Below are 23,132 nucleotides of genomic sequence, written 5' to 3' on the forward strand. Positions count from 1 at the left end.
ACCGAGGTCGCGGCGGGCCCTTCCGCTTGTCCGGACGCGGCGTCAGGCCAGCTCCAGCGCCAGGTAGAAGTCCACCCGGTCCTCCAGCCGGGAGAGGTCACGCCCGGTCAGCTCCTCGATCCGGCCGATCCGGTACCGCAGGGTGTTCACGTGGACGTGCAGCTGGGCGGCGCAGCGGGTCCAGGAGCCGTCCGAGCGCAGGAAGGCCTCCAGGGTGCGGACCAGGTCCGCCTGGTGCTCGATGTCGTACGCGATCACCGTGTCCAGCAGCCGGCTGCGGAAGGCGCGGCGCACCTCGTCCGGGACGGCGGCCAGCAGCAGGACGTGCGAGGCGAGCTCCTCGGGGCCCGCGACGCAGACCCGGCCGACCCGGGAGGCGGCGATCCGGCGGGCGTGCCGGGCCTCCTCCAGGGCGCCGCGCAGGCCGCCGGCCCCGGCCGCGGGGGCGGAGACGCCGAGGGTGATCCGGCCCTCCGAGCCGAGCCCGGCCTCCAGCGGGGCGAGCAGTTCGCGCAGGGCGTCGGCGGGCACCGGGGCGTCCAGGACGGGCAGCACCACCACGGCGCCGGTGCCCGTCCCGGCGACCAGGGCGCGGTCGGAGGCACCGCCGAGCGCCTCCTCCAGCACCGCCCGTACGGCGCCCTCCGGCAGGCCGGTGCCCTCGGCGCTGAGCACCAGCCAGGAGCCGTCCTCCGCCTGGGACTTGGCCCCGGGGCCCTCGTAGCGGGCGGCCATCGCCGAGGAGGCGTACAGGGCGCGGCCGACCTCGGCCGGGTCGGCGTCGCGGCGCAGCAGGGCGAGCAGTTCGTCGGCGAGGCGGCGGCGCAGCCGGCGGCCCTCGTCGCGGCGGTGGCGCTCGGCGGCGACCAGCCGGGCCAGGTTCTCGGCGAGCTGCTGGCGCTTGGTGGTCCACTCGGTGACGTCGCCGGCCACCGCGAGCACCCAGTCGGCCAGCAGGCCGCCGCCGGCCGGCGGCTCGTCGTGCTCGGCGGAGGCCGGGGCGGGCAGCAGCGAGAAGGAGCCGGCGGCCAGCCGGGCCCGGTGCGGGGGGCGGCGGCGCTGGCGCTGGGCGGCGAGGTGGGCGCGGACCAGCTGGTCGCGGTCCTGGGCGGAGAGCCGGTCGGCGGGGCCGGCGATCACCGCACCGGTCGGGGTGAGCACCCAGCAGTCCAGGTCGAGGTCGCCGCCGAGCAGGTCGAGCACCGCGTCCAGTCCGCCGCCGCCGGCCGCCGAGACCAGCAGGCGGTGCCGGTCGACCAGGGCGGCGAGGTCGGCGGCGCGGTCGGCGGAGACCTGGCGGCCGATGAACTCGGTGACGGTGCCGAAGGCGATGTCGTCGGGGACGGCGAGCAGCGGCATCCGGTGCCGGCGGCAGGCCTCGACCAGGTCCTCGGGCACCGGGCCGACCTCGGCCTCGCCGGCCGCCAGGGCCACCGCGCCGCCGGCCGCGAGGGTGCGGACGAAGCGCTCGGAGTCGGCCGGGACGGTGCGCCAGAGCATGCCGGTGAGCACCAGTTCGCCGCCGTGCAGGTAGCGGCCCGGGTCCTGGAGGTCCGTCGTCATCACGCCGCTGACCTGCCGGTCCAGCTCTTCCTCGGCCGCGAGCAGGCGCAGTCGCGGGGCGCCGGGGGCGAGCAGGTCACGGACGCGCATCCGCGGACTCCTTAACGGGGGCTTGGGGGGAGGGTGAAGGGGTAACGATAGGGCCTGTCCGGCCGGGCGTCCGCCCGGGTCCGTAGCCCGCGCGTCACGGCCGGATTACGGTCGTAGGTAGCACCCGGCGGACACCTGGGCTGCGAGGTTCTCCTCCTTAGAGGAACGTACAGGATGCCGGGCGGGCTCACAGCCGGGGCTTCATGCCATCGGTGACTGCCAGCGGGCCGCGTCGCGGCGGTTCACTGGGCGACACGCCGCCGGGCACCCGGCGGGCGACGACTTGAGGAGACACCCGCATGGAGTTCCTTCGGCCCGCCACCTGGGACGAGGCACTCGCGGCGAAGGCCGAGTACCCGACCGCGCTGCCCGTTTCGGGCGGCACGGACGTCATGGTCGAGCTGAACTTCGACGTGCACCGGCCATCCGCGATTCTCGACCTGAACCGCATCACCGAACTCGCCGAATGGTCGAACGACGGCGAGGTGGTGAGGCTCGGCGCCGCGGTCCCGTACGCCCGGATCATCGCGGAGCTGTCCGGTCCGCTGCCCGGGCTGGCCCTGGCGGCCCACACCGTCGGCTCGCCGCAGATCCGCAACCGCGGCAGCGTCGGCGGCAACCTCGGCGCGGCCTCCCCGGCCGGCGACTCGCACCCGGCGCTGCTCGCGGCCGGGCGGGACGTGTTCGTCGAGGCGGCCTCGGTGCGCGGCACCCGGCTGATCCCGATCGACGACTTCTACGTCGGGGTGAAGCGCAACCTGCTGGAGGCCGACGAGCTGATCCGGGCCGTGCTCATCCCGGTGGCGGACGGGCCGCAGCAGTTCTCGAAGATCGGCACCCGCAACGCCATGGTGATCGCGGTCTGCGCGTTCGGCTTCGCCCTGCACCCGCGGAACGGGACCGTCGGCACCGGCATCGGTTCGGCCGCCCCCACACCGCGCCGCGCCGTCGAGGCCGAGGAGTACCTCCAGGGCGTGCTCGCCGAGCGCGGGCTGTGGGAGTCCGGGGAGCTGCTGGGAGCCGAGGTGGTCCAGCGCTTCGGCGAGCTGGTGAAGGCCGCGGCCTCGCCGATCGACGACGTCCGCGGCACCGCCGACTACCGCCGGCACGCGCTCGCCGTGATGGCCCGCCGCACCCTCACCTGGACCTGGAACGACTACGGCAAGCAGATCAGGAGCGCGGCATGAAGGTCACTTTCACCGCCAACGGCAGGCCCGTCGAAGCCGACGACGTGTGGGAGGGCGAGAGCCTGCTGTACGTGCTGCGCGAGCGGGTCGGCCTGCCCGGCTCGAAGAACGCCTGCGAGCAGGGCGAGTGCGGCTCCTGCACCGTCTACCTGGACGGCCTCCCGGTCTGCTCCTGCCTGGTCGCGGCCGGCCAGGTGCAGGACCGCGAGGTGCGCACGGTCGAGGGCCTGGGCACGGAGGACGGCGAACTGGGCCTGGTCCAGCAGGCGTTCGTCGACGCCGGTGCCGTCCAGTGCGGCTTCTGCACCCCCGGCCTGCTGGTGCAGACCGACGCGCTGCTGGCCGAGGACCCGCAGCCGAGCGACGACGACATCCGCGAGGCGCTGTCCGGCAACCTGTGCCGCTGCACCGGCTACGAGAAGATCATGGACGCGGTGCGGCTGGCCTCGGCCCGCACGTGCGCGGGGACGGAGGGCGCGGCGTGAGCGCGCGGACCATCCAGGGGCAGAAGAACCTGCAGAACATCAACCAGGCGGCCAAGGACGGCATCGGCGGCTCGCCGCTGCGCCCGGACGGCAACCTGAAGGTCCGGGGCGAGTTCGCCTACTCCTCCGACCTGTGGCACGAGGACATGCTCTGGGGCACGGCGCTGCGCTCGCCGCACCCCCGGGCGAACATCCTGTCGGTGGACGTCTCCGAGGCGCTCAAGGTGCCCGGGGTGTACGCGGTGCTGACGCACGAGGACATCCCCGGCTCGAAGTACTACGGCCTGGAGATCCAGGACCAGCCGGTCCTGGCCATCGACCGGATCCGCTACCACGGCGAGGCGATCGCGCTGGTCGCCGCCGACCACCCGGAGACGGCCCGCCGGGCGGTGAAGAAGATCGCGGTCGAGTACGAGGTGCTCACTCCGATCGTCACCGAGGAGCAGTGCCTCGACCCGGAGACGTACGGGTACGTGCACGAGCCGCACGAGTACAAGTCCCACGCGTACGGCAACATCTGCCACGAGCAGCGGCTGGTCTCCGGCCGCGGCGTGACCGACGAGGTGCGGGCGCTGGCGGACGTGGTCGTCAGCGGCGACTACGAGGTCGGCATGCAGGACCAGGCCTTCCTCGGCCCGGAGTCCGGCCTCGCGGTGCCCGCCGAGGACGGCGGCATCGACCTCTACATCGCCACCCAGTGGCTGCACGTCGACCGCCAGCAGATGGCGCCGGTGCTGGACCTGCCGGAGGAGAAGGTCCGGCTGACCCTGGCCGGCGTGGGCGGCGCGTTCGGCGGCCGCGAGGACCTGTCGATGCAGATCCACGCCTGCCTGCTGGCCCAGCACACCGGCAAGCCGGTCAAGATCGTCTACTCCCGGGACGAGTCCTTCTTCGGCCACGTCCACCGCCACCCGGCGCGGATGCACTACGAGCACGGCGCCACCCGGGACGGCCGGCTGGTCTACGCCGACTGCCGGATCGTGCTGGACGGCGGCGCGTACGCCTCCGCCTCCCCCGCCGTGGTCGGCAACGCGGCCTCGCTCGGGCACGGCCCGTACGTGATCCCCAACGTGCGGATGCACGCCATCGCGCTGTACAGCAACAACCCGTCCTGCGGGGCGATGCGCGGCTTCGGCGCGGTGCAGGCGGCGTTCGGCTACGAGTCGCAGATGGACAAGCTGGCCGCCGCCCTGGGCATGGACCCGGTGGAGCTGCGGCAGCTCAACGCGATGTCCGAGGGCGACTTCATGCCCACCGGCCAGCAGATCGACTCCCCCGCGCCGGTGGCCGAACTGCTGCGGCGGGCCAAGGAGATGCCGCTGCCGCCGCCGCTGGACACCGAGCACCTCGACGTCCGCCGGCTGCCCGGCGCGCTGTCCAACACCTCGCACGGCGAGGGGATCGTCCGCGGCGTCGGCTACTCGGTCGGCATCAAGAACGTCGGCTTCTCCGAGGGCTTCGACGACTACTCCACCGCCCGGGTGCGGCTGGAGGTGATCGGCGGCGAGCCGGTCGCCATGGTGCACACCGCGGCGGCCGAGGTCGGCCAGGGCGGCGTCACCGTGCACGCCCAGATCGCCCGCACCGAGCTGGGCGTCGAGCAGGTCACCATCCACCCGGCCAACACCGAGGTGGGGTCGGCCGGTTCGACCTCCGCCTCGCGCCAGACGTACATGACCGGCGGGGCGGTGAAGCTGGCCGCCGAGGCGGTCCGCCGGGAGCTGTTCGACAAGGGGCGCCGGCGCTACGGCTGGACCCACGACGACCTGGTGCTGGCCGACGGCAAGGTGGTGTCGAAGAGCGCCGGCGCGCTGGTCTCCATCGTCGACCTGCTCGGCGACGAGGCCGTCGAGCAGACGCGCGAGCACCACCACCGGCCCACCCAGGCCTTCGACAAGGAGACCGGCCAGGGCTTCGGCCACGTCCAGTACACCTTCTGCGCCAACCGCGCGGTGGTGGACGTGGACGTGGAGCTGGGCCTGGTCAAGGTGGTCGAGCTCACCGCCGTCCAGGACGTCGGCAAGGCGCTCAACCCGCTCTCCGTGGTCGGCCAGATCCAGGGCGGCTGCACCCAGGCGCTGGGCCTCGCGGTGATGGAGGAGATCATCGTGCGGGAGGGCAAGGTGCGCAACGCCTCCTTCACCGACTACCTGATCCCCACCATCCTGGACACCCCGCCGATCCCGGTGGAGGTGCTCGAACTGCCCGACCCCAACGCCCCGTACGGGCTGCGCGGGGTCGGCGAGGCGCCGACCGTCTCGGCGACGCCGTCCATCGTGGCCGCCATCCGCAACGCCACCGGGCTGGCGCTCAACCGGATCCCGGTCCGGCCGGAGCACCTGACCACCGAACGGCCGCTCTGACGGCCCGAGTTCGTCCTCCCCGGGGCGGCGACCGTCTTCCCCGCCGCCCCGGGGACCCTAGGGCGTCCCCGCCACCCCGGAGGCGTCCCCGTACACCCGCTGCCCTGCCCACGCCGGGGCCCGCAGCGGTGCACACCACCCCCTGATGCACCGCGGGCACTCCCCCGCTGCTCAGGAGTGCCCCCGTGAGTCGATACGTCCCCCTACGCCGCTTCGTTGACCGGCGGTCAGGTCGGCTCGCCCACCCCAACCCCCTTTGACACTTGGGATGGACATGACCAAAATCCCCACGGAGCCCGGCACCACCGAAGACAGACCCGCCGAGGACGGCACCCGTCCGTCGTCCCAGGACGCCCCACGCCCCACCGGCGCACTGGACGCCTACTTCAAGATCTCGGCCCGGGGATCGACCCTCGCCAACGAACTGCGCGGTGGGGTCACCACCTTCATGGCGATGGCGTACATCATCCTGCTCAACCCGCTCATCCTGAGCGGCGCGGACGCGACCGGCGCCAAACTGGACCCCGCCGCGCTGACCACCGCCACCGCGCTGGCCGCCGCCGTCACCACCGTCCTGATGGGCCTGGTCGGCAACGTGCCGCTCGCCCTCGCCGCCGGGCTCTCCGTCTCCGGCGCGGTCTCCGCGCTGGTCGTCCCGCACACCACCTGGGCGCAGGCCATGGGCCTGTGCGTGATCTACGGCCTGCTGATCGTGCTGCTGGTCGTCTCCGGGCTGCGCGAGCGGATCATGAACGGCATCCCGCTGCCGCTCAAGCACGCCATCACCATCGGCATCGGCCTGTTCGTCACGGTGATCGGCCTCTACAAGGCCGGGTTCATGCACACCGGCGGCCCCACCCCGCTCTCGCTCGGCCCGACCGGCGAGCTGTCCGGCTGGCCGGTGCTGGTCTTCTGCGTCACCCTGCTGGCGATCTTCGTACTGATGGCGCGCGGCGTCCGCGGCGCGATCCTGCTCGGCATCGCCGGCGGCACCGTGCTCGCGGTGATCGTCAACCGGGCCGCCCACGTGCCCGCCGGGGCCTGGCGGAACTCGGTGCCGGTCTGGCCCGGCAGCCCCGTCTCCGCGCCGGACTTCGGCCTGTTCGGCCACGTCGACCTGTTCGGCGCGTTCGGCGGCCACGGCATGGGCGCGATCAGCGCCTCGGTCGCCGTGTTCACCCTGGTGCTGGCCGGCTTCTTCGACGCGATGGCCACCATCATCGGCGTCGGCACCGAGGCCGGACTGGCCGACCGGCACGGCCGGATGCCCGGACTGTCCAAGGCGCTGTTCATCGACGGCGCGGGCGGCGCGGTCGGCGGCCTGGCGGGCGCCTCCGGGCAGACCGTCTTCGTCGAGTCCGCCACCGGCGTCGGCGACGGCGCCCGCACCGGACTCGCCTCCACCGTCACCGGCGCCCTGTTCGCGCTGATGCTGTTCTTCTCGCCGATCGCCGGGATCGTCCCGGTCGAGGTGGCCTCGGCCGCCCTGGTCGTGATCGGCTCGATGATGATGAGCCAGGCCCGGCACATCGACTGGTCCGACCGCGAGGTGGCCGTCCCGGCCTTCCTCACCTGCGTGCTGATGCCGTTCACGTACAGCATCACCGCGGGCGTCGCGGCCGGCGTCATCTCGTACACCGTCATCAAGGCCGGGCTGGGGCGCTGGCGCGAGCCCGGGGTGCTGATGTGGATCCTCACCGCGGTGTTCGTGGTGTACTTCGCGATCACCCCGGTCAAGTCCTGGCTGGGCGTGCACTAGGCACACCTTCGCGCTGTTCGCACCCGCCTCGGGCAGGGCCTCGGGGCAGGACCGCCTTGGGCACCACCGCCGCCGTACGGGATCGTTTCCCGTACGGCGGCGTCTCCCGCTACTGTCGAAACCGTGTAAGGAGCCTCCCCCATGCAGGACATCGCCGAGCAGCTGCGGGCCTGGCACGCGTCCGGGCGCTCCTTCGCCGTGGCCACCGTGGTCGGCGTCTCCGGCAGCGCTCCGCGCGACCCCGGGGCGGCGCTGGCCGTGGACGCGGACGGCGAGGCGGTCGGCAGCGTCTCCGGCGGGTGTGTCGAGGGCGCGGTGTACGAGCTGTGCCGGGCTGCCCTGGCGAGCGGCGAGCCGGTACTGGAACGCTTCGGGTACAGCGACGAGGACGCCTTCGCGGTGGGTCTGACCTGCGGCGGCGTCCTGGACGTGTTCGTCCAGCCGGTGGTGCCGGGGGCCGACGCCGGGCTGGACACCGGGATCGCGCACATCGCGGCCGGCACACCGGTGGCCCTGGTCCGGGTGATCGCCGGACCGGGCGGACCGGGCGGGGCGGGCGGACCGGGCGGGCTGGTCGGGGCCACCCTGGCGGTCACCGCGGACGGCGTGGCCGGCGCGCTCTCACCCACCCCCTCGACGGTCGGCGCCCTGGAGCGGGCGATCGTCGTACGGGCCCGGGCGATGCTGGAGGCCGGACGCACCGGCCGGCTGGTGCTCGGCCTGGACGGCCGCCCCTGCGACGAACACGGCCGGGGCACCGTCACCTGCTTCGTCGAGTCGTACGTGCCCGCGCCGCGGATGCTGGTGTTCGGGGCGATCGACTTCGCGGCCGCGGTGGTGCGGATCGGCAAGTTCCTCGGCTACCACGTGACCGTCTGCGACGCCCGGCCGGTCTTCGCCACCGCCCGCCGCTTCCCGGAGGCCGACGAGGTGGTGGTCGACTGGCCGCACCGCTACCTGGACTCCCAACTCGGCCGGATCGACGGACGCACCGTGCTCTGCGTGCTCACCCACGACGCCAAGTTCGACATCCCGCTGCTGGAACGCGCCCTGCGGCTGCCGGTCGGCTACGTCGGCGCGATGGGATCGCGCCGCACCCACCGGGACCGCGCCGCCCGGCTCCGCGAGGCGGGGCTCACCGAGGCCGAACTGGCCCGGCTGCGCTCCCCGATCGGCCTGGACCTCGGCTCCCGCACCCCGGAGGAGACGGCGGTCTCGGTCGCCGCCGAGATCGTCGCCCACCGGCGCGGCGGCAGCTGCCTGCCACTGAGCGCCTCGGACGGGCCGATCCACCACGACCTGTCGCGCACGGGGACGGAGGGTGACGAGGCCGGCGGCCCGGCCGGCGGCCCGGCACCCCGCACCCACGCGGCCTGAGCCGGGAGCGGCTCCGGCACCGCTCACGTTGCGTGGCCACCGGCGCGGCGGGAGGCTGGAGTTGCGGACTCGCCCCGAGCCCGGGGAAGGAGCGGGCATCATGCGCGCCCTGCTGGAGGTCGAAATCGACACCGCGGCCTCGAACAAGCTGATCAGCGACGGAACGATGGCCGAAGGGGTCCAGCGCATACTGGCCCAACTGAAGCCGGAGGCGGCCTACTTCCTCAACCGCAACGGGAGCCGCGGCATGGTCATGGTCGTCGACGTCCCGGACGAGGCCTCGCTGCCGTCCATCGCCGAGCCGTTCTGGACCCAGCTGAACGCCACCGTCGACCTGCACATCTGCATGAACGCGGACGAACTCATGGAAGGACTGAAGCGTCTCGGCCACTGAGCCGCCGGAGGTCCCGCTCTAGTCGGTCAGCGCCAGCTTCACGCCGAAGCCCACCACCACGGCGCCGGTCACCCGGTCCATCAGCCGCCGGGCGGCCGGCCGGCGCAGCCAGCCGCGCAGCACCCGGGCGAAACCCACCAGGACGGTCGACCAGAGCAGGCCCTCCACGACGTGCACGCAGGTCAGCGCCACACCGGCGGCGAAGTGCGGGACGCCGACCGGGATGAACTGCGGCAGCACGGCCACGTAGAAGACCCCGACCTTGGGGTTCAGCAGATTGGTCAGCGTGCCCCGCCGCCAGCCGTGCGCGAACCCGCCGTCCTCCGGCTCCTCCTCGGCCGCCGCCTCACCGCCCCGGTTGCGCAGCATCCCGATGCCCATCCACACCAGGTACGCCGCGCCCGCCCACCGCAGGACCTCGTACGCCACCTGCGAGGCGGTGAGCAGCGCCGTCACCCCGGCCGAGGTCAGCGTCCCCCAGATCAGCGTCCCGGTCTGGATCCCCAGCACGACCCCCCACGCCTGCCGCCGCCGCCCCAACGCGGAGGTCCGCAGGACCAGCGCCGTGTCGAGCCCGGGCGTGAGCGTGAGCAGCCCCACGACGAGGGCGAAGGACCACAGGGCCGTTGTCATCTCCATGGGCCTCGATGCTCTCACAGCCCCGGAGGGACCTCGGCAAGCGGCCGTCGCTCAGTCCGCCGACCCCGGCGGGACGACCCACTCGGTGGAGCGCTCACTCACCCTTTTCCACCGGCCCGGTGAGATCGGGCAGCCCACCGTCCTCGAGCCAGGTCGTGAAGACCTGGCGCTTGCGACGCTTCACCGCATCCTCGAGAGCGGCGTTGACGGTGGCGGTCTTGGTCGTCGTACCGAAGATCTCCGCAGCCTCGGCCAGCAGGTCGTCGTTGATGTCCATCACGGTACGGGCCATGACCAACCTCCCGAGCGAAGCGGGGTCTGCGATATCGGGTGCGACCGTATCCGATATCGCAGGCCCCACGGGGCCCGATCGGCCGTTGTTCATCCGGTCAGGTGATGTTGAGGCGGGCGGCGAGGCGGAGGAGGCCGGGGCTGAGGCGGGAGAGGAAGCGGGCGGCCTTGGCCTCGGGGGTGACGGGGACGACGGGCCTGCCGGTGCGGACGGCGGTCACGATGGCGGTGGCGACCTTCTCCGGGGGGAAGCCGCGGCGGGCGTAGAGCTTCGCGGCGCGGGCCTGCTTGGCGGCCTGCTCGGTGGAGGTGGTGGCGGAGAAGGTGGAGGTGCGGGTGATGTTGGTGTTGACGATGCCGGGGCAGATGGTGGAGACGCCGATGCCGTGGCCGACGAACTCGGCGCGCAGGCAGTCGGAGAGCATGAACACCGCGGCCTTGCTGGTGGCGTAGGCGGTGAGCGCCTTGGACGGCAGGTAGGCGGCGGCGGAGGAGACGTTGACGATGTGGCCGCCCTGGCCGCGGTCGGCCATCAGGGTGCCAAAGGCGCGGCAGCCGTGGATCACGCCCCAGAGGTTGACGTCCAGGACCCGCTGCCACTCCTTCTCGGTGGTCTGCAGGAACGTCCCGGAGTGGCCGATGCCCGCGTTGTTGACCATGACGTCGGGCACCCCGTGCTCGGCCGCGACGGTCTGCGCGAAGGCGTCCACCGCGGCGCCGTCGGAGACGTCCACCCGGTAGGCGTGCGCCTGCGGGCCGATCAGCGAGGCCAGTTCGGCGGTGCGCTCGGCGGCCGCGAGGTCGAGGTCGCAGACCACCACCCGGGCGCCGTCCTCGGCGAAGGCAAGCGCGGTCGCCCGGCCGATGCCGCTGCCGCCGCCGGTGACCACGACCAGCCGGCCGTCGCCCTCCTCGGGGCGGGCCCGGCCCTCGTCGGTGCGGGTGGTGAACTCGCGGACCAGTCCGGCCACGGTGGCTCCCTTCTCCAGCAGCGCCGACCAGTGGCCGGCGTGCAGCGTCCTGCGGGTCAGGTTCGGCGCCCAGCGCTCCAGCCCCTCGGAGAGGTAGGTGCCGACGTACCGGTCCCGGGTGAGGGTGATCAGCTGGACCGGCACCTCGGTCGGCCGCTCGCGCGGACTGCCCAGGGTGGGGCGGAAGTTGGCCCGGTACAGCTCGATGCCGCGGACCGCGTCGCGCCGCAGGGTGGGCTGCGGGTGGTCGGCGCGCGGGGTGACGTGCTCCAGGTCGCGCAGCACCCTCGGCCAGGCCCGGGCCAGGCCGAGGCGCCAGACGCCGGGGGCGAGGTAGGGCAGGTGGAAGGCGGTGATGTACCAGGAGTGCAGGCCCTGGTGGAGCAGTTGCCCCAGGTGGCGGGGGGTGGGGCGGCGCAGCCGGTGGCGCAGCCAGTGGCCCATGTGGTCCAGGCTGGGGCCGGACAGGGTGGTGTACGAGGCGATCCGGCGCTCGGCGCCGGGTGCGGTGACGGCCTCCCAGGACTGGATCGAGCCCCAGTCGTGGGCGAGCAGGTGCACCGGGCGGTCGGGACTGACGGCGTCGGCGACGGCGAACAGGTCCTCGGCGAGGTGCTCCAGGCGGTAGCCGGACCGGTCGGCGGGGGCGGCCGACTCCCCGGCGCCGCGCACGTCGTAGCGGACCACGTGGTGGTCGCGGGCGAGGTCGGCGGCGATGTCGTCCCAGACGGTGTGGGTGTCGGGGTAGCCGTGCACGAGGAGGACGGTGGGGGCGGCCGGGTCGCCCTGCTCGAAGACGGCGAGCGGGAGGCCGCCGGAGTGGACGGTCCGGCGGCGGACCGGGGGCTTCGCCCGCGCCTGGGGCTTCGTCGGGAACGTCATCGGGTGGCCTCCAGGGTGGTCGGCTCGGCGGCGGTCGGCTCGGTGGCGGTCGGCTCGGTGGCGGCGGCGGTCCAGCGGCGGACGTGCGGCAGGTCGTCGTCGAGCCAGTAGGCGTCGTCCTCGGTGACCACCAGCAGTTCCTCGAACTTGATGCCCACGCCCCGGAAGCCGATGTGCGGCTCGACCGCCCACAGCCCCGGGGTGGGCGCGTGCCGGGACGACCGCCCGTCGGCCCAGAGCGGCGAGCGGCCGTGCAGCCGCTCGGTGACGAGCTCGCGGCCGAGGGTCTGGAGGGTGCGCACGCCGAAGCCGAAGACGTTCACCCCGGCCGGGCCGCGCGCGGTGTTGCGGGTGACCTGGTGGCCGATCACCCGGCCCGGGTAGACCTGGTGGCGGTTGTCGTAGCCGTGCGCGGCGATCTGGGCGTCCACCGCGGCGTACACCTCGGCGAGCGGCCTGCGGGCCCGCACCTCGGCGAGGATCAGCTCGCGGTAGACCTTCAGGTCGGCGGCCAGCCGGTCCCAGACCCGGTTCTCGCCGACCTTGCCGCCGTAGCCGATGTCGGCGGTGTAGCCGTCCACCACGGGCGCGCAGTCCAGCACGTACGGCATGCCCTCCTCCAGCCGGCGGTTGCCGGCGAAGAACTGGAGCGGGGTGTGGAAGTGCCGGAACGCCGTCCGGTCGCCGAACCAGGCGAAGGGGACGTGGAAGAAGTCCTGCACCCCGGCGGCGACCAGGCGGCGGCGCAGCTCGGCGGTGGTCTGCCGCTCGGTGACGCCGGGTTCGATCCACGCGGCGACCTGTTCGGCGCAGTGGTAGGCGAGTTGCTGGGTCTCGCGGAAGCGGGCGAGGTCGCGCTCGGTGTAGCGGAAGGCAGGGGTCGCTTTCGCCATGGCGGAGCTCCTTCTAGAGGTCGAGCACGAGGGTCTCACCCTCGGCGGCCCGGGAGACGCAGGGCAGCAGGGCGCCGGCGGCGCGCTGCTCGGGGGTGAGCCTGCGGTCCCGGTGGTCGGGCGAGCCGGCCAGCAGGCGGACCTCGCAGGTGCCGCAGAAGCCCTGGTGGCAGGAGTACGGGAGGTCCGGACGGGCCTCGCGCAGCACGTCCAGGGCGGAGCGGTCGGCGGGGACGTCGAGGGTCGGGCCGTCGGTGCCGAGCCGGACGGCGAACGGCTCGCCGTCGGTGACCGGGGCGGCGCCGAAGCGCTCGAAGTGCAGGGAGGCGGCCGGGGAACCGTCCAGGGCGCGCTGCACGGCGGAGAGCATCGGGGCCGGGCCGCAGCAGTAGACGGCGGCGCCGCGCGGGGCGTGGGCGAGCAGTTCGGCGCCGGTGGGGACGCCGCCGTGCTCGTCGTCGGTGCGCAGCACCACCCGGTGCGGGTCGAGGGCGCGCAGCTCGTCCGTGTACGGGAGGGTGTCGGCGCTGCGGCCGACGTGCACCAGGCGCCAGTCCAGGCCGTGCCGCTGCGCCTCGCGGGCCATCGGGAGCAGCGGGGTGACGCCGATGCCGCCGGCCAGCAGGAGGACGGCGGGCTCGGCGCAGAAGGCGAAGCCGTTGCGCGGGCGGCGGGCGGTGAGCCGGGTGCCGGGGTGCAGGGCGTCGTGGACCTCGACGGACCCGCCGCCGCCCTCGGGCAGCCGCCGGACGGCGATGCGGTAGGCGGCGCGGTCGGCCGGGTCGCCGCTGAGGGAGTAGTGGCGCTCGCGGCCGGAGGGCAGGACGAGGCGCAGGTGGGCGCCGGGCTGCCAGCCGGGCAGCGGGCCGCCGGAGGGGTCGGCGAGCCGCAACTCGACGACGTCGGCGGCCGGTCGGCGGCGTTCGGCGACGACCAGCTGGAGCGGCGGGGTGGGGCGGCTGAGCGGGCGCCGGGGGTTGCGGCGCAGCAGGGGGCTGCCGAGGGCCGGGGAGTAGCGGTCGCCGAAGGCGGTGAGCCGGCGCATGAAGCCGTCGGCGCGGGGGCGGCCGTAGAGGTCGGGGGGCGGGGCGAGCGGGTCCATCCGGCGGGGTCCTTGGGGTGAGGGGGGAGAGGGGGCTGTCGCCCGCGTCAGCCGCGCCCGGCGGCCGCGCGGGCGGCCGGGGAGGCGGCGAGGTAGCCCAGCGCCTGGCTGGACGAGCCCTCCTGGGTCGGGTGGTAGCCCGGCCGCAGGTAGCGCAGCCCGGAGCGGACCGACTTGACCGGGTCCGGCAGCAGTCCGCGCTTGGCGATCCGGCCGGCCTCCCGCCAGGTGGGCTTGAGCCGCCCCGCCAGGGTGGGGTCGGCGGCGAGCAGGAACCGGGCGCCGCGCACCCAGAGGTGGACCAGCAGCGGCCCGGAGACGGCCATTCCGCGCACCCGGCGGAGGTAGCCCGGGTCCAGGTGGACCATCAGGTCGTAGGCGACGCTGCGGTGCTCGACCTCCTCCGCGCCGTGCCAGCGCAGCAGGTCCAGCATCGTCGGGTCCGCCTTGGCGCGGTCCAGGCCCGGGGAGTTGAGCGCCCAGTTGCCGAGGAAGGCGGTGAAGTGCTCGATCGCCGCGATGAAGGCGACCCGCTCGATGACGTTCTCGCGCTGCCGGGCCGGCGACAGCCCCGGCTTGTCGCCGAGGACGCGCTGGAACAGCCAGGAGATCTGCCGGACGTACGGCCGCGGGTCGAGCCCCTGGCCGAGCAGGTGGTCCAGGACCTCCTGGTGCGCCTCGGCGTGGATGGCCTCCTGGCCGATGAACCCGAGGACCTCCTCGCGCAGTTGCTCGTCCCGGATGAGCGGCAGCGCCTCCTTGAACACCTTGACGAACCACCGCTCGCCCTCGGGCAGCAGCAGGTGGAGCACGTTGATGACGTGGGTGGCCATCGGCTCGTCCGGGATCCAGTGCAGCGGCAGCCGGGACCAGTCGAAGCGGACGTCCCGGGGCTCCAGCACGAGGCTCTCGTGCACGCGTGCGGCGGGCGCGGCGAGGGCGGGGACGGGGGTGGAACGGGGCATGGCAGGCCCTCCTGACCTGGGGGCGGCGGCTCGGCTCCAGGGAAACGTACTCGCGGGTAGCCATCGGGACAAGGGGTTCGGCACCCCTTATCGACATCGAGTCTAATAAGTGACGCGCACCGTCGGGCGACGCGCGCGGCCGGACGCCATCGGACACCGTGGGGAAAGGCGGGAAACGCGGGAGGCCCCGCCGGTCTCCCGGCAGGGCCTCCCCGACGTCACGCGCGCGACGGCCGCCCCGCCGTCAGACCGCCATCGCCAGCATCAGCGGCGCCGCCCGGGCCGCCAGCAGCTCGGCGGCGGCCTTCAGCTTGTGGATGTTGTCCGCCGGCATCGAGGTGGCCAGGCAGCCGACCGTGCTGCCCGCCGTGATCGGCACGGCCGCGCACACCGTGCCCAGCGCGTACTCCTGGATGTCCAGCACCGGCACCGTGGCCGGCTGCCGCTCCAGCCGGTGCATCAGCTGGTCGGCGTCGACGACGGTGCGGGAGGTGAGGCGGGCGACCGGGTGCCGGGAGAGGTGGTCGCGCCGGGCGTCCGCGTCCAGTTGGCCGAGCAGGCACTTGCCGATCGCACTGGCGTGCGCGGTGGCCCGGAAGTCCACCCACTCCTGCACGGCCGGGGCGTAGTCGGCGGCCGAGACCGCCTCCACCGACAACTCCCCGTCGTGGTACCGGGTGAAGTACACGGCGGCGCCCAACTCGTCCCGGAGTTCGGCGAGCTTGCGGTTGAGCCGGGCCTTCACCAGCTGCTCCCGGTTGTGCTGGCCGAGCAGGGCGAAGGTGCCGCCCAGCAGCCAACCGCCGTCCTGGCACTGGAGGTAGCCCTCGACCTCCAGGATCTCGGCGAGCCGGCGCACGGTCGGCAGCCCGAGCGAGGTCTCCCGGGCGAGGGCCACCAGGGTGGCTCCGTCGGAGTGGCGGTCGACCGCCTCCAGCAGTCTGAGGGCGTGCTGCAGGGAGGTGAACGGGCCCGTCGGACCCTGGTCAAGCGCGGCGTGACGACCCGGGGCTGGTGTCGACATGTCGTCCCCTTCCGATGTCCCCCCACGGAGCGACCGCGGGCGCACACCAGCCTATCGACCCGGCGGCTCCGACGACTGCCGTCCGTACATATCCGTGGACAATCCGTGCAGGCCCACCGGCCGACCTGGGCGGACGCGACGGGCCCCTCCCCCACTGCCCGGGAGGAGGGGCCCGTTCCGCGGCCGCCGGGTACGGGCCCGGCGGCCGCGAGGGTGGCGGTGCGGAGGGTGGTGCGGACGGTGCGGGCGGGTCAGCCCTCGTCGCCCGCGCGCAACTTGGCGACGGCGGCGGCCAGTCGGGCGCCGTACTCCTCGTCGGCGGCGTGGAAATGGGCGAGGTTCCGCTCCACCACGTCGTCGCGCGAGACCTGCGCCAGGAAGCCCGCGATGTTGCCGACCAGGCGGGTCTTCTCGCCCTCCGACATCAGCCGGTACAGCTCGCCGGCCTGGAAGAAGTCGTCGTCCTTGGTGTGCGCCGGGGTGGTGTAGGTGCCGGTGTGGCCGCTCACCTTGACCGGCGCGGCCGTCGCGTCGCCGGTCTGGACCGGACCGTCGTACGAGTTGGGCTCGTAGTTCCTGCCGCGGCCGGCGCTGTTGGCGGCCATCTGGCCGTCCCGGCCGTAGTTGGCGGCCTCGGTGGCGCGCGGGGCGTTCACCGGCAGCTGGGTGTGGTTGACGCCGAGGCGGTAGCGCTGGGCGTCCGCGTAGGCGAACAGGCGGCCCTGGAGCATCTTGTCCGGGGACGGGCCGATGCCGGGCACGAAGTTGTTCGGCGAGAACGCGGCCTGCTCGACCTCGGCGAAGACGTTCTCCGGGTTCCGGTTGAGCACCAGGCGGCCGACCTTGACCAGCGGGTAGTCGGCGTGCGGCCACACCTTGGTGAGGTCGAAGGGGTTGAAGCGGTAGTCCGCGGCCTCGGCGACCGGCATCAGCTGGACGTAGAGGGTCCAGGACGGGAACACCCCGCGCTCGATGGCCTGGTGGAGGTCGCGCTGGTGCGAGTCGGCGTCGCCGCCGACCACCTCGGCGGCCTGGTCGCCGTCCAGGCAGCGGATGCCCTGGTTGGTCTTGAAGTGGTACTTCACCCAGTAGGCGTCGCCGTCGGCGTTGACCCACTGGTAGGTGTGCGAGCCGTAGCCGTTCATGTGGCGGTAGGAGGCCGGGATGCCCCGGTCGCCGAACAGCCAGGTGATCTGGTGGGTCGAGGCCGGCGAGTGGGCCCAGAAGTCCCAGACGTTGTCCGCCTCCTGCACGCCGGTGTACGGGTCGCGCTTCTGCGAGTGGATGAAGTCGGGGAACTTGATCGGGTCCTTGATGAAGAACACCGGGGTGTTGTTGCCGACGAGGTCGTAATTGCCCTCCTCGGTATAGAACTTGAGCGCGAAGCCGCGCGGGTCGCGCACCGCGTCGCTGGCGCCCAGGTTGCCGGCCACGGTGGAGAAGCGCAGGAAGACCTCGGTGCGCTTGCCGACCTCGGAGAGGAAGCCCGCCCGGGTGTACCGCGCGACCTCGTCGGTGACCTCGAAGTAGCCGTACGCGCCGGAGCCGCGGGCGTGCACCACCCGCTCCGGGATGCGCTCGCGGTTGAACCGGGCCAGCTTCTCCAGCAGGTGCTGGTCCTGGATCAGCAGCGGACCGTACTCGCCGGCCGAGGCCGAGTTCTGGTTGTCGGCGACCGGGGCGCCGGACTCCGTGGTCAGGATCTTGGGCATGGAGGGTCCTTCAGGTGTCGATAAGCGCGGTGCGTGGAGAGTGAGGTGACGGATCGTCAGATCCGTTCGCCGGAAAAGGTTCCCTGGGGTTCCCGACGAGCGGATCCGACGGGTCGTCAGTTTCCGAGCAGGCTCCGGACGACGGTCGCGGCCGCGGCCGGGTCGGCCACCGGGCGGGCGGCGGTCAGCGCGGCGGCCTCGTCGGCGGTGAGACCGGCCCCGGTGAGGGCCTCGACGGCCTCGGCGGCCGGGAGGGCGTTGAACCAGCGCAGCGCGAGGGCCGCGCGGCCGGCCCCGGTGAGGCGGCCGGTGAGCCGGAGGCGGGCGAGGCCGCCGTCCGGGTGGACGTTGATGCGCACGTGGGTCACCGGGCGGCCGGCGGCGAGCCGGAAGCGGTGCCGGGTGTCGGGCTGGAGCCGCGTGCGGGGCAGGAGTTCGAACCACTCGCCGTCGGCCGGGTCGGCCCCGGTCGAGGCGTCGAAGCCGATCAGGTCGGCCCAGCCGGGGGCATTGGCGACGAAGTAGGAGGTGTCCACTTCGGCGGCCAGGACCTCACCGCCCCCGGCCAGGGCGATCTGCACCCAGTCGTTGGCCTTGTCGCGCCGACGCCGGGTCTCCCAGCCGTCGCCCATGACGGAGGCGCGGCCGGGAGCGTTCAGGTTGTGCGGGGAGGAGAAGTAGCGGTCGGAGGCCGCCTCGGCCACGCCGCCGTACTCCTGGGCGGCCAGGTCGAAGGTGAGGCCGTCCAGTTCGCGCGGATCGGGCAGCACCTCGCCGTGCACCCGCAGCCGGGCGACCCCGCCGTCCGGGAAGATGTTCAGCCGTACGTGGGTGTAGCGGGTGCCGTCCGCGACGGCGAACTCGTGGGCGGTGTCGCCGTCGAGCGCGGTGCGCGGCACGATCGTGGTCCACTCGGCGTCCTGGAGCTCCTCGGGCGAGGGGTGGCCGGGGACGGACGCGGCCTCGACCGAGGCGGTCTCCGGGTAGTTGCCCGTGAAGTGGGCGGTGTCCACGATCACGCCGCGGACCACCCCGGCGGCGCCGAGCCGGACGATCGCCCAGTCGTGGTCCTCGTCGGTGGGGTGCGGCTGGTCGGCGGAGACGCCGCGGCGGCGCTTGGACTCCCAGCCGTCCATGATCTGGCCCTTGTGGCCGAAGGTGTGCGGGCGGAACTCGGCCGGCTTGGCGACCAGCAGGTTCTCGGCGTCCGCGAAGGTGTCCTCGTTGGTGGCGACGACGCCCGCCCCGAGCAGTCGGGAGGCCAGGTCGACCAGCTCGGTGAAGGGAGCACTCGGGGTGTCGGCAGTGGTCACTGACTCTCCTTTAGGCGCGTTCGGACGGGATGGGGGTGGCGGTGGTGAAGCGGGTGGGGTCGGCCTGCGGCCGGGCGAGCTGCCGGCCGAAGGGGCGGGCCGCCGGGTCCACCTCGCGGCCGCGCAGCCAGGTGGCGCGCACCGCGCCGGTGAGGGTCCGGCCCGCGTACGGGGTCACCGGGTTGCGGTGGTGCAGCCCGCTCGCGCGGACGGCGAACCCGCCGTCCGGGTCGAAGGCGACCAGGTCCGCGTCGTGGCCGGCGGCGATGGCGCCCTTGGTGCCGCTCAGGCCGACCAGTTCGGCCGGTCCGGCGGACATCCAGCGCACCACGTCGGCCAGGGTGTGGCCGCGGCGGCGGGCCTCGGTCCAGACGGCCGGCAGGCCCAGCTGGAGCGAGGCGATCCCGCCCCAGGCGGCCGCGAAGTCGCCGCTGCCGCCGTACTCGGGCAGCAGCTTGAGGTCGGGGGTGGACGGCGAGTGGTCGGAGACGACGGCGATGAACTCGCCGCGGCCCAGGGCCTCCCAGAGCGCGTCCCGGTTGGACTCGTCGCGGATCGGCGGACAGCACTTGAAGGCGGTGTCGCCGTCCGGCACCTGCTCGGCCGCGAGGGTCAGGTAGTGCGGACAGGTCTCGGCGGTCACCCGTACGCCGTCCTCGCGGGCCTGCCGCAGCAGCGGCAGCACCGCGGCCGAGGAGACGTGCAGGACGTGCACCCGGGCACCGGTGCGCCGGGCCGTGTCGAGCAGCCGGGCGACGGCCGCGGTCTCCGCGTCGGCGGGCCGGGAGGCCAGGAAGTCCCGGTAGTGGACGCCGGGTTGCTGCGGGGCGGCGGCGAGCACGGCCGGGTCCTCGGCGTGGATGATCGCCAGCGCCCCGATCCTGGCCTGCTCGGCCAGCGCCGCCTCCAGGTCGGCGGCCTCGACGTGCGGGAACTCGTCCACCCCGGAGGGGGCGAGGAAGCTCTTGAAGCCGAACACCCCTGCCTGGTGCAGCGGTTCGAGGTCGGCCAGGTTGCCGGGGACGGCGCCGCCCCAGAAGCCGAGGTCCACCCAGGCCTGGCCGTCGGCGGCCTTCCGCTTGAGCGCCAGCCCCGCCACCGTGGTGGTGGGCGGGATCGAGTTGAGCGGCATGTCGACGATGGTGGTGACGCCGCCGGCCGCGGCGGCCCGGGTGGCGGTGGCGAAGCCCTCCCACTCGGTGCGGCCGGGCTCGTTGACGTGCACGTGGGTGTCGACCAGGCCGGGCAGCAGGGCGGTGTCGCCGAGGTCGACGAGCTCGACCTCGCGGGCCGCGAGCGAGCCGTGCGGGGCCGTACGGGCGATCCTCCCGTCCTGGATCAGCACGTCCGCGGGGCGCTCGCCGTCGGGCAGGACCGCCCGCCGGGAGCGGATCACCGTCGGCTGGCTGAAAGGCATGGGGGACCTCCGGAACCTGGGAGTCGAGGGTGTCGGAACACGGGGGAGGCGAGGGATTGCCGGGAGCCTAGGCCCGCCTTCAACAAAACGTCAATGGAGGAACGTCCGAGGGATCACCGCGCGGGAAGGTCGCGCACGCACCGGGGTTCAGTGCGACAGGAGCTCCTCGGCCAGCCGCTCCCCCGCAAGTTCGGCCAGCTCGGCGGCCCTGGTCATGCTCTCCCCCGGCCGCTCGGCCAGGTCGGTCAGGGCGATCGCGGCGGTGAAGCCGGCGGCCCGCCACTCGGGCTCGGAGAGCTCCAGCCGGCCCGCCACCGCGGCCACCCGGACCCCCGCCCGGGCGGCCGCCGCGGCGACTCCGGCCGGGGCCTTGCCGTGGAGCGTCTGGGCGTCCAGACACCCCTCCCCGGTCACGACGAGGCGTGCCCCGCGCACGGCCCCGTCGAAGCCCAGCAGGTCGAGCAGCAGCTCGATGCCGGGGCGCATGGTCGCGCCGAGCAGGGCCAGGGCGGCGAAGCCCACCCCGCCCGCGGCGCCGGCACCGGGCGCCTCCCGGACGTCCCGCCCGGTGGCCTCGGCGACCAGGTCGGCGAACCGGGTCAGCCCCGCCTCCAGCACCACCAGGTCCCCGCCGTCGGCGCCCTTCTGTGGGCCGTAGACGGCGGCGGCGCCGCGCGGCCCGAGCAGCGGGTTGTCCACGTCACAGGCCACCACGACCTCGACCCCGCCCAGCACCTCGGCCAGCGGGCCGGGGTCGATCTCCGCGAGCCGGCGCAACGCGGCACCGCCGGGCGGCAGTTCGGCCCCGCCGGCATCGCGCAGCCGTGCCCCGAGCGCCTGCACCATGCCGGCACCGCCGTCCGTACAGGCGCTGCCGCCGAGGCCCAGCACGATCCGCTTGGCGCCGAGCGAGACCGCCTTGGCGATCAACTGGCCGACTCCGTAGGACCCGGCCGCGAGCGGGGCGGTGCGGCCGCCGGGCAGCCGGGCGAGGCCGGAGGCCTGCGCCAGCTCGACCACGGCGGTGTCGTCCCGGACGGCCAGCGCGGCGTCCACCGGCAGGCCGGTCGGGCCGGCCACCTTGGCCGGGACCCGGCTGAAGCCGGCCGCGAGCGCGGCGGCCAGGGTGCCCTCGCCGCCGTCGGCGACGGGCAGTTCGCGCACCTCGGTACCGGGCGCGGCGCGCCGGATGCCGGCCGCGATCCGGGCCGCCGCCTCGGCACCCTCCAGGCTGCCCTTGAACTTGTCGGGGGCGACGACCACATGGCCCTGGTGGGGGGTGGGGGGCATGGCGCGCTCCTCGCTTCCGTACGGGTCTGGCGGTGGTTCCGGGACGTGCGTCCGGCTGACGTGCGTCCAGCATGGGCCCGGGTGCTCCGGGTGGCCAGCGCCTCGGCCGGGGCGGCCGAGGCGGTCGGGGAGGCCGTGGTGTCCGGAGCGGCCCGCTCCAGGAGGATGCGCCCCCTCCCCGCCGTCCCCCTCGTCCCGCTTCCGACGTACGAGGAGCTCCCCGCGGCGGGGAGGGAGCCTGGCGACGCGTACCAGGCACGACCGAAGTGCCCCCAGGGGGACGTACGCGTCACCGGCCTGGATCGACCGACGGGCGGGCGGATGAGCCCCGGCCCGCACGCCGGTCGGGTCCGGCCTCCTGGCGGCGCGGGCACGACCGGATAGGTACACGCCACCAGGAGGAGTTCGGGGCCGGGGGCTCCGCGCGGGAGCCCCCGGCGGTTACGCGACCTCGCGCCCGGAGAGCCGCTCGACGCCGCGCAGCAGCGCCGAGTGGTCGAGCGAGCCGTCGCCGTTGGCCCGGGCGGAGGCGACCAGCTGGGCCACCACGGCGCCGACCGGCAGCGCGGCGCCCACGGCGCGGGCGGCGTCGGTGACGATGCCCATGTCCTTGTGGTGCAGGTCGATCCGGAAGCCGGGGGCGAACTCGCGGTTCAGCATGTTCGCCCGCTTGCGGTTGAGCACGGTGGAGCCGGCCAGGCCGCCGCCGAGCACGTCCAGCGCGGCCGCGAGGTCGACGCCGGCGTTCTCCAGGAACACCACGGCCTCGGCGAGCACCTGGATGTTGACCGCGACGATCAGCTGGTTGGCGGCCTTGACGGTCTGGCCGGCGCCGGCCGGGCCGACGTGGACGACCGTGGTGCCCAGCGCGTCGAACAGCGGCCTGGCCTCGGCGAAGTCCTCGGCCGCACCGCCGACCATGATCGACAGGACGGCCTCGACGGCGCCGGCCTCGCCGCCGGAGACCGGGGCGTCCAGGGTGCGGACACCCTTCTCCCTGGCGGCGGCCTCGACCCTGATCGAGGTCTGCGGGGTGATCGAGGACATGTCGATCACCAGGGTGCCGGGCCTGGCGTTCTCCAGCACGCCGCCCTCCCCCAGGACGACCTGCTCGACCTGCGGGTCGGCCGGGACCATGGTGATGACCACCTCGGCGTCCCTGACCGCCTCCGCGATGCTGCCGGCGCCGTGGCCGCCGAGCGCGACCAGGGCGTCGATCGGCGGCCGGGTGAGGTTGAAGCCGGTGACGTGGTGGCCGGCCTTGACCAGGTTGGCGGCCATCGGGCTGCCCATGATGCCGAGGCCGATGAAGGCGATCTTGCGGCTCATCGCGTCGAGTTCCTTACGTGTGCGGGTGGGAGGTCGGGTGGTTCGGCGGTGCGCTGCCCCCCGCTCGAACCGGGCACTGCCCGGCG

19 protein-coding genes are annotated in these 23,132 nt (G+C 74.1%); 6 read left to right on the forward strand and 13 right to left on the reverse strand.

Annotation, left to right across the window (positions count from 1 at the left end; all coding sequences use genetic code 11):
• Nucleotides 1-42 precede the first annotated feature (42 nt).
• Nucleotides 43-1,653, reverse strand: coding sequence for a PucR family transcriptional regulator ligand-binding domain-containing protein (locus tag ACFRQN_RS05990; protein WP_074004317.1), 1,611 nt, complete (start codon nucleotides 1,651-1,653; stop codon nucleotides 43-45).
• Between the two features lie 299 nt (nucleotides 1,654-1,952).
• On the opposite strand from ACFRQN_RS05990, the gene ACFRQN_RS05995 reads away from it, so the two are divergent.
• From ACFRQN_RS05995 to ACFRQN_RS06020, 6 genes are all read left to right on the forward strand, one after another.
• The gene (locus tag ACFRQN_RS05995; RefSeq protein ID WP_049654028.1) at nucleotides 1,953-2,840 is read left to right on the forward strand and encodes a xanthine dehydrogenase family protein subunit M; all 888 of its coding nucleotides are present in this window, start codon (nucleotides 1,953-1,955) and stop codon (nucleotides 2,838-2,840) included.
• Nucleotides 2,837-3,325, forward strand: coding sequence for a (2Fe-2S)-binding protein (locus tag ACFRQN_RS06000; protein WP_049654030.1), 489 nt, complete (start codon nucleotides 2,837-2,839; stop codon nucleotides 3,323-3,325). Before ACFRQN_RS05995 ends, ACFRQN_RS06000 begins: the two co-directional genes overlap by 4 nt.
• Entirely contained in the window at nucleotides 3,322-5,688 is a 2,367-nt protein-coding gene (pucD, locus tag ACFRQN_RS06005) for a xanthine dehydrogenase subunit D (protein ID WP_198959433.1), read from the forward strand. The genes ACFRQN_RS06000 and pucD overlap by 4 nt, the downstream gene beginning before the upstream one ends.
• 274 nt (nucleotides 5,689-5,962) lie before the next feature.
• Nucleotides 5,963-7,447 carry an NCS2 family permease gene (locus ACFRQN_RS06010; protein ID WP_380738563.1) on the forward strand — a complete coding sequence of 495 codons (1,485 nt, stop codon included), beginning with the start codon at nucleotides 5,963-5,965 and terminating at the stop codon, nucleotides 7,445-7,447.
• 141 nt (nucleotides 7,448-7,588) lie between these two features.
• Entirely contained in the window at nucleotides 7,589-8,824 is a 1,236-nt protein-coding gene (locus ACFRQN_RS06015; protein ID WP_380738565.1) for an XdhC family protein, read from the forward strand.
• A gap of 100 nt (nucleotides 8,825-8,924) precedes the next feature.
• Nucleotides 8,925-9,218 (forward strand): hypothetical protein, encoded by a 294-nt coding sequence (locus tag ACFRQN_RS06020; RefSeq protein ID WP_380738567.1) that lies wholly within the window; start codon nucleotides 8,925-8,927, stop codon nucleotides 9,216-9,218.
• Between the two features lie 18 nt (nucleotides 9,219-9,236).
• Here ACFRQN_RS06020 and ACFRQN_RS06025 read toward each other — a convergent pair whose 3' ends face one another.
• The 12 genes from ACFRQN_RS06025 to ACFRQN_RS06080 form a co-directional block, all read right to left on the reverse strand.
• Nucleotides 9,237-9,857: a LysE family translocator gene (locus ACFRQN_RS06025; RefSeq protein ID WP_117492615.1), complete on the reverse strand. Its 621-nt coding sequence runs from the start codon at nucleotides 9,855-9,857 to the stop codon at nucleotides 9,237-9,239.
• Between the two features lie 94 nt (nucleotides 9,858-9,951).
• On the reverse strand, nucleotides 9,952-10,149 hold the full coding sequence (locus ACFRQN_RS06030) for a type II toxin-antitoxin system VapB family antitoxin (protein ID WP_049654040.1): 198 nt from the start codon (nucleotides 10,147-10,149) through the stop codon (nucleotides 9,952-9,954).
• Nucleotides 10,150-10,246: 97 nt separating this feature from the next.
• The gene (locus ACFRQN_RS06035) at nucleotides 10,247-12,001 is read right to left on the reverse strand and encodes an SDR family oxidoreductase (RefSeq protein ID WP_380738569.1); all 1,755 of its coding nucleotides are present in this window, start codon (nucleotides 11,999-12,001) and stop codon (nucleotides 10,247-10,249) included.
• A complete protein-coding gene (locus tag ACFRQN_RS06040; protein ID WP_380738571.1) occupies nucleotides 11,998-12,894 on the reverse strand; it encodes a M24 family metallopeptidase in 897 nt (298 codons plus the stop codon). Before ACFRQN_RS06040 ends, ACFRQN_RS06035 begins: the two co-directional genes overlap by 4 nt.
• A gap of 13 nt (nucleotides 12,895-12,907) precedes the next feature.
• Nucleotides 12,908-13,996, reverse strand: coding sequence for a PDR/VanB family oxidoreductase (locus ACFRQN_RS06045; protein ID WP_380738573.1), 1,089 nt, complete (start codon nucleotides 13,994-13,996; stop codon nucleotides 12,908-12,910).
• Between the two features lie 47 nt (nucleotides 13,997-14,043).
• Nucleotides 14,044-14,961: a metal-dependent hydrolase gene (locus ACFRQN_RS06050; protein ID WP_049657802.1), complete on the reverse strand. Its 918-nt coding sequence runs from the start codon at nucleotides 14,959-14,961 to the stop codon at nucleotides 14,044-14,046.
• A gap of 244 nt (nucleotides 14,962-15,205) precedes the next feature.
• A complete protein-coding gene (locus tag ACFRQN_RS06055; protein ID WP_074004310.1) occupies nucleotides 15,206-15,985 on the reverse strand; it encodes an IclR family transcriptional regulator in 780 nt (259 codons plus the stop codon).
• A 251-nt stretch (nucleotides 15,986-16,236) separates the two neighbouring features.
• Nucleotides 16,237-17,697, reverse strand: coding sequence for a catalase (locus ACFRQN_RS06060; protein ID WP_380738575.1), 1,461 nt, complete (start codon nucleotides 17,695-17,697; stop codon nucleotides 16,237-16,239).
• A gap of 116 nt (nucleotides 17,698-17,813) precedes the next feature.
• The gene (alc, locus tag ACFRQN_RS06065; protein ID WP_380738577.1) at nucleotides 17,814-19,010 is read right to left on the reverse strand and encodes an allantoicase; all 1,197 of its coding nucleotides are present in this window, start codon (nucleotides 19,008-19,010) and stop codon (nucleotides 17,814-17,816) included.
• Nucleotides 19,011-19,020: 10 nt separating this feature from the next.
• Nucleotides 19,021-20,427, reverse strand: coding sequence for an allantoinase AllB (allB, locus tag ACFRQN_RS06070; protein WP_380738579.1), 1,407 nt, complete (start codon nucleotides 20,425-20,427; stop codon nucleotides 19,021-19,023).
• A gap of 147 nt (nucleotides 20,428-20,574) precedes the next feature.
• Nucleotides 20,575-21,717: a glycerate kinase gene (locus ACFRQN_RS06075; RefSeq protein ID WP_380738581.1), complete on the reverse strand. Its 1,143-nt coding sequence runs from the start codon at nucleotides 21,715-21,717 to the stop codon at nucleotides 20,575-20,577.
• 441 nt (nucleotides 21,718-22,158) lie between these two features.
• Entirely contained in the window at nucleotides 22,159-23,046 is an 888-nt protein-coding gene (locus ACFRQN_RS06080) for a 2-hydroxy-3-oxopropionate reductase (RefSeq protein WP_375873446.1), read from the reverse strand.
• Between the last annotated feature and the right edge of the window lie 86 nt (nucleotides 23,047-23,132).

The sequence above is a fragment of the Kitasatospora sp. NPDC056800 genome (assembly GCF_042789775.1).
Classification (GTDB): domain Bacteria; phylum Actinomycetota; class Actinomycetes; order Streptomycetales; family Streptomycetaceae; genus Kitasatospora.

Excerpts from the sequence above, each read along its gene's own strand:
- ACFRQN_RS05990 (WP_074004317.1), bottom strand. The coding sequence starts at position 1,653 with ATGCGCGTCCGTGACCTGCTCGCCCCCGGCGCCCCGCGACTGCGCCTG.
- ACFRQN_RS05995 (WP_049654028.1), top strand. The coding sequence starts at position 1,953 with ATGGAGTTCCTTCGGCCCGCCACCTGGGACGAGGCACTCGCGGCGAAG.
- ACFRQN_RS06000 (WP_049654030.1), top strand. The coding sequence starts at position 2,837 with ATGAAGGTCACTTTCACCGCCAACGGCAGGCCCGTCGAAGCCGACGAC.
- ACFRQN_RS06010 (WP_380738563.1), top strand. The coding sequence starts at position 5,963 with ATGACCAAAATCCCCACGGAGCCCGGCACCACCGAAGACAGACCCGCC.
- ACFRQN_RS06015 (WP_380738565.1), top strand. The coding sequence starts at position 7,589 with ATGCAGGACATCGCCGAGCAGCTGCGGGCCTGGCACGCGTCCGGGCGC.
- ACFRQN_RS06020 (WP_380738567.1), top strand. The coding sequence starts at position 8,925 with ATGCGCGCCCTGCTGGAGGTCGAAATCGACACCGCGGCCTCGAACAAG.
- ACFRQN_RS06025 (WP_117492615.1), bottom strand. The coding sequence starts at position 9,857 with ATGGAGATGACAACGGCCCTGTGGTCCTTCGCCCTCGTCGTGGGGCTG.
- ACFRQN_RS06030 (WP_049654040.1), bottom strand. The coding sequence starts at position 10,149 with ATGGCCCGTACCGTGATGGACATCAACGACGACCTGCTGGCCGAGGCT.
- ACFRQN_RS06035 (WP_380738569.1), bottom strand. The coding sequence starts at position 12,001 with ATGACGTTCCCGACGAAGCCCCAGGCGCGGGCGAAGCCCCCGGTCCGC.
- ACFRQN_RS06040 (WP_380738571.1), bottom strand. The coding sequence starts at position 12,894 with ATGGCGAAAGCGACCCCTGCCTTCCGCTACACCGAGCGCGACCTCGCC.
- ACFRQN_RS06045 (WP_380738573.1), bottom strand. The coding sequence starts at position 13,996 with ATGGACCCGCTCGCCCCGCCCCCCGACCTCTACGGCCGCCCCCGCGCC.
- ACFRQN_RS06050 (WP_049657802.1), bottom strand. The coding sequence starts at position 14,961 with ATGCCCCGTTCCACCCCCGTCCCCGCCCTCGCCGCGCCCGCCGCACGC.
- ACFRQN_RS06055 (WP_074004310.1), bottom strand. The coding sequence starts at position 15,985 with ATGTCGACACCAGCCCCGGGTCGTCACGCCGCGCTTGACCAGGGTCCG.
- ACFRQN_RS06060 (WP_380738575.1), bottom strand. The coding sequence starts at position 17,697 with ATGCCCAAGATCCTGACCACGGAGTCCGGCGCCCCGGTCGCCGACAAC.
- allB (WP_380738579.1), bottom strand. The coding sequence starts at position 20,427 with ATGCCTTTCAGCCAGCCGACGGTGATCCGCTCCCGGCGGGCGGTCCTG.
- ACFRQN_RS06075 (WP_380738581.1), bottom strand. The coding sequence starts at position 21,717 with ATGCCCCCCACCCCCCACCAGGGCCATGTGGTCGTCGCCCCCGACAAG.
- ACFRQN_RS06080 (WP_375873446.1), bottom strand. The coding sequence starts at position 23,046 with ATGAGCCGCAAGATCGCCTTCATCGGCCTCGGCATCATGGGCAGCCCG.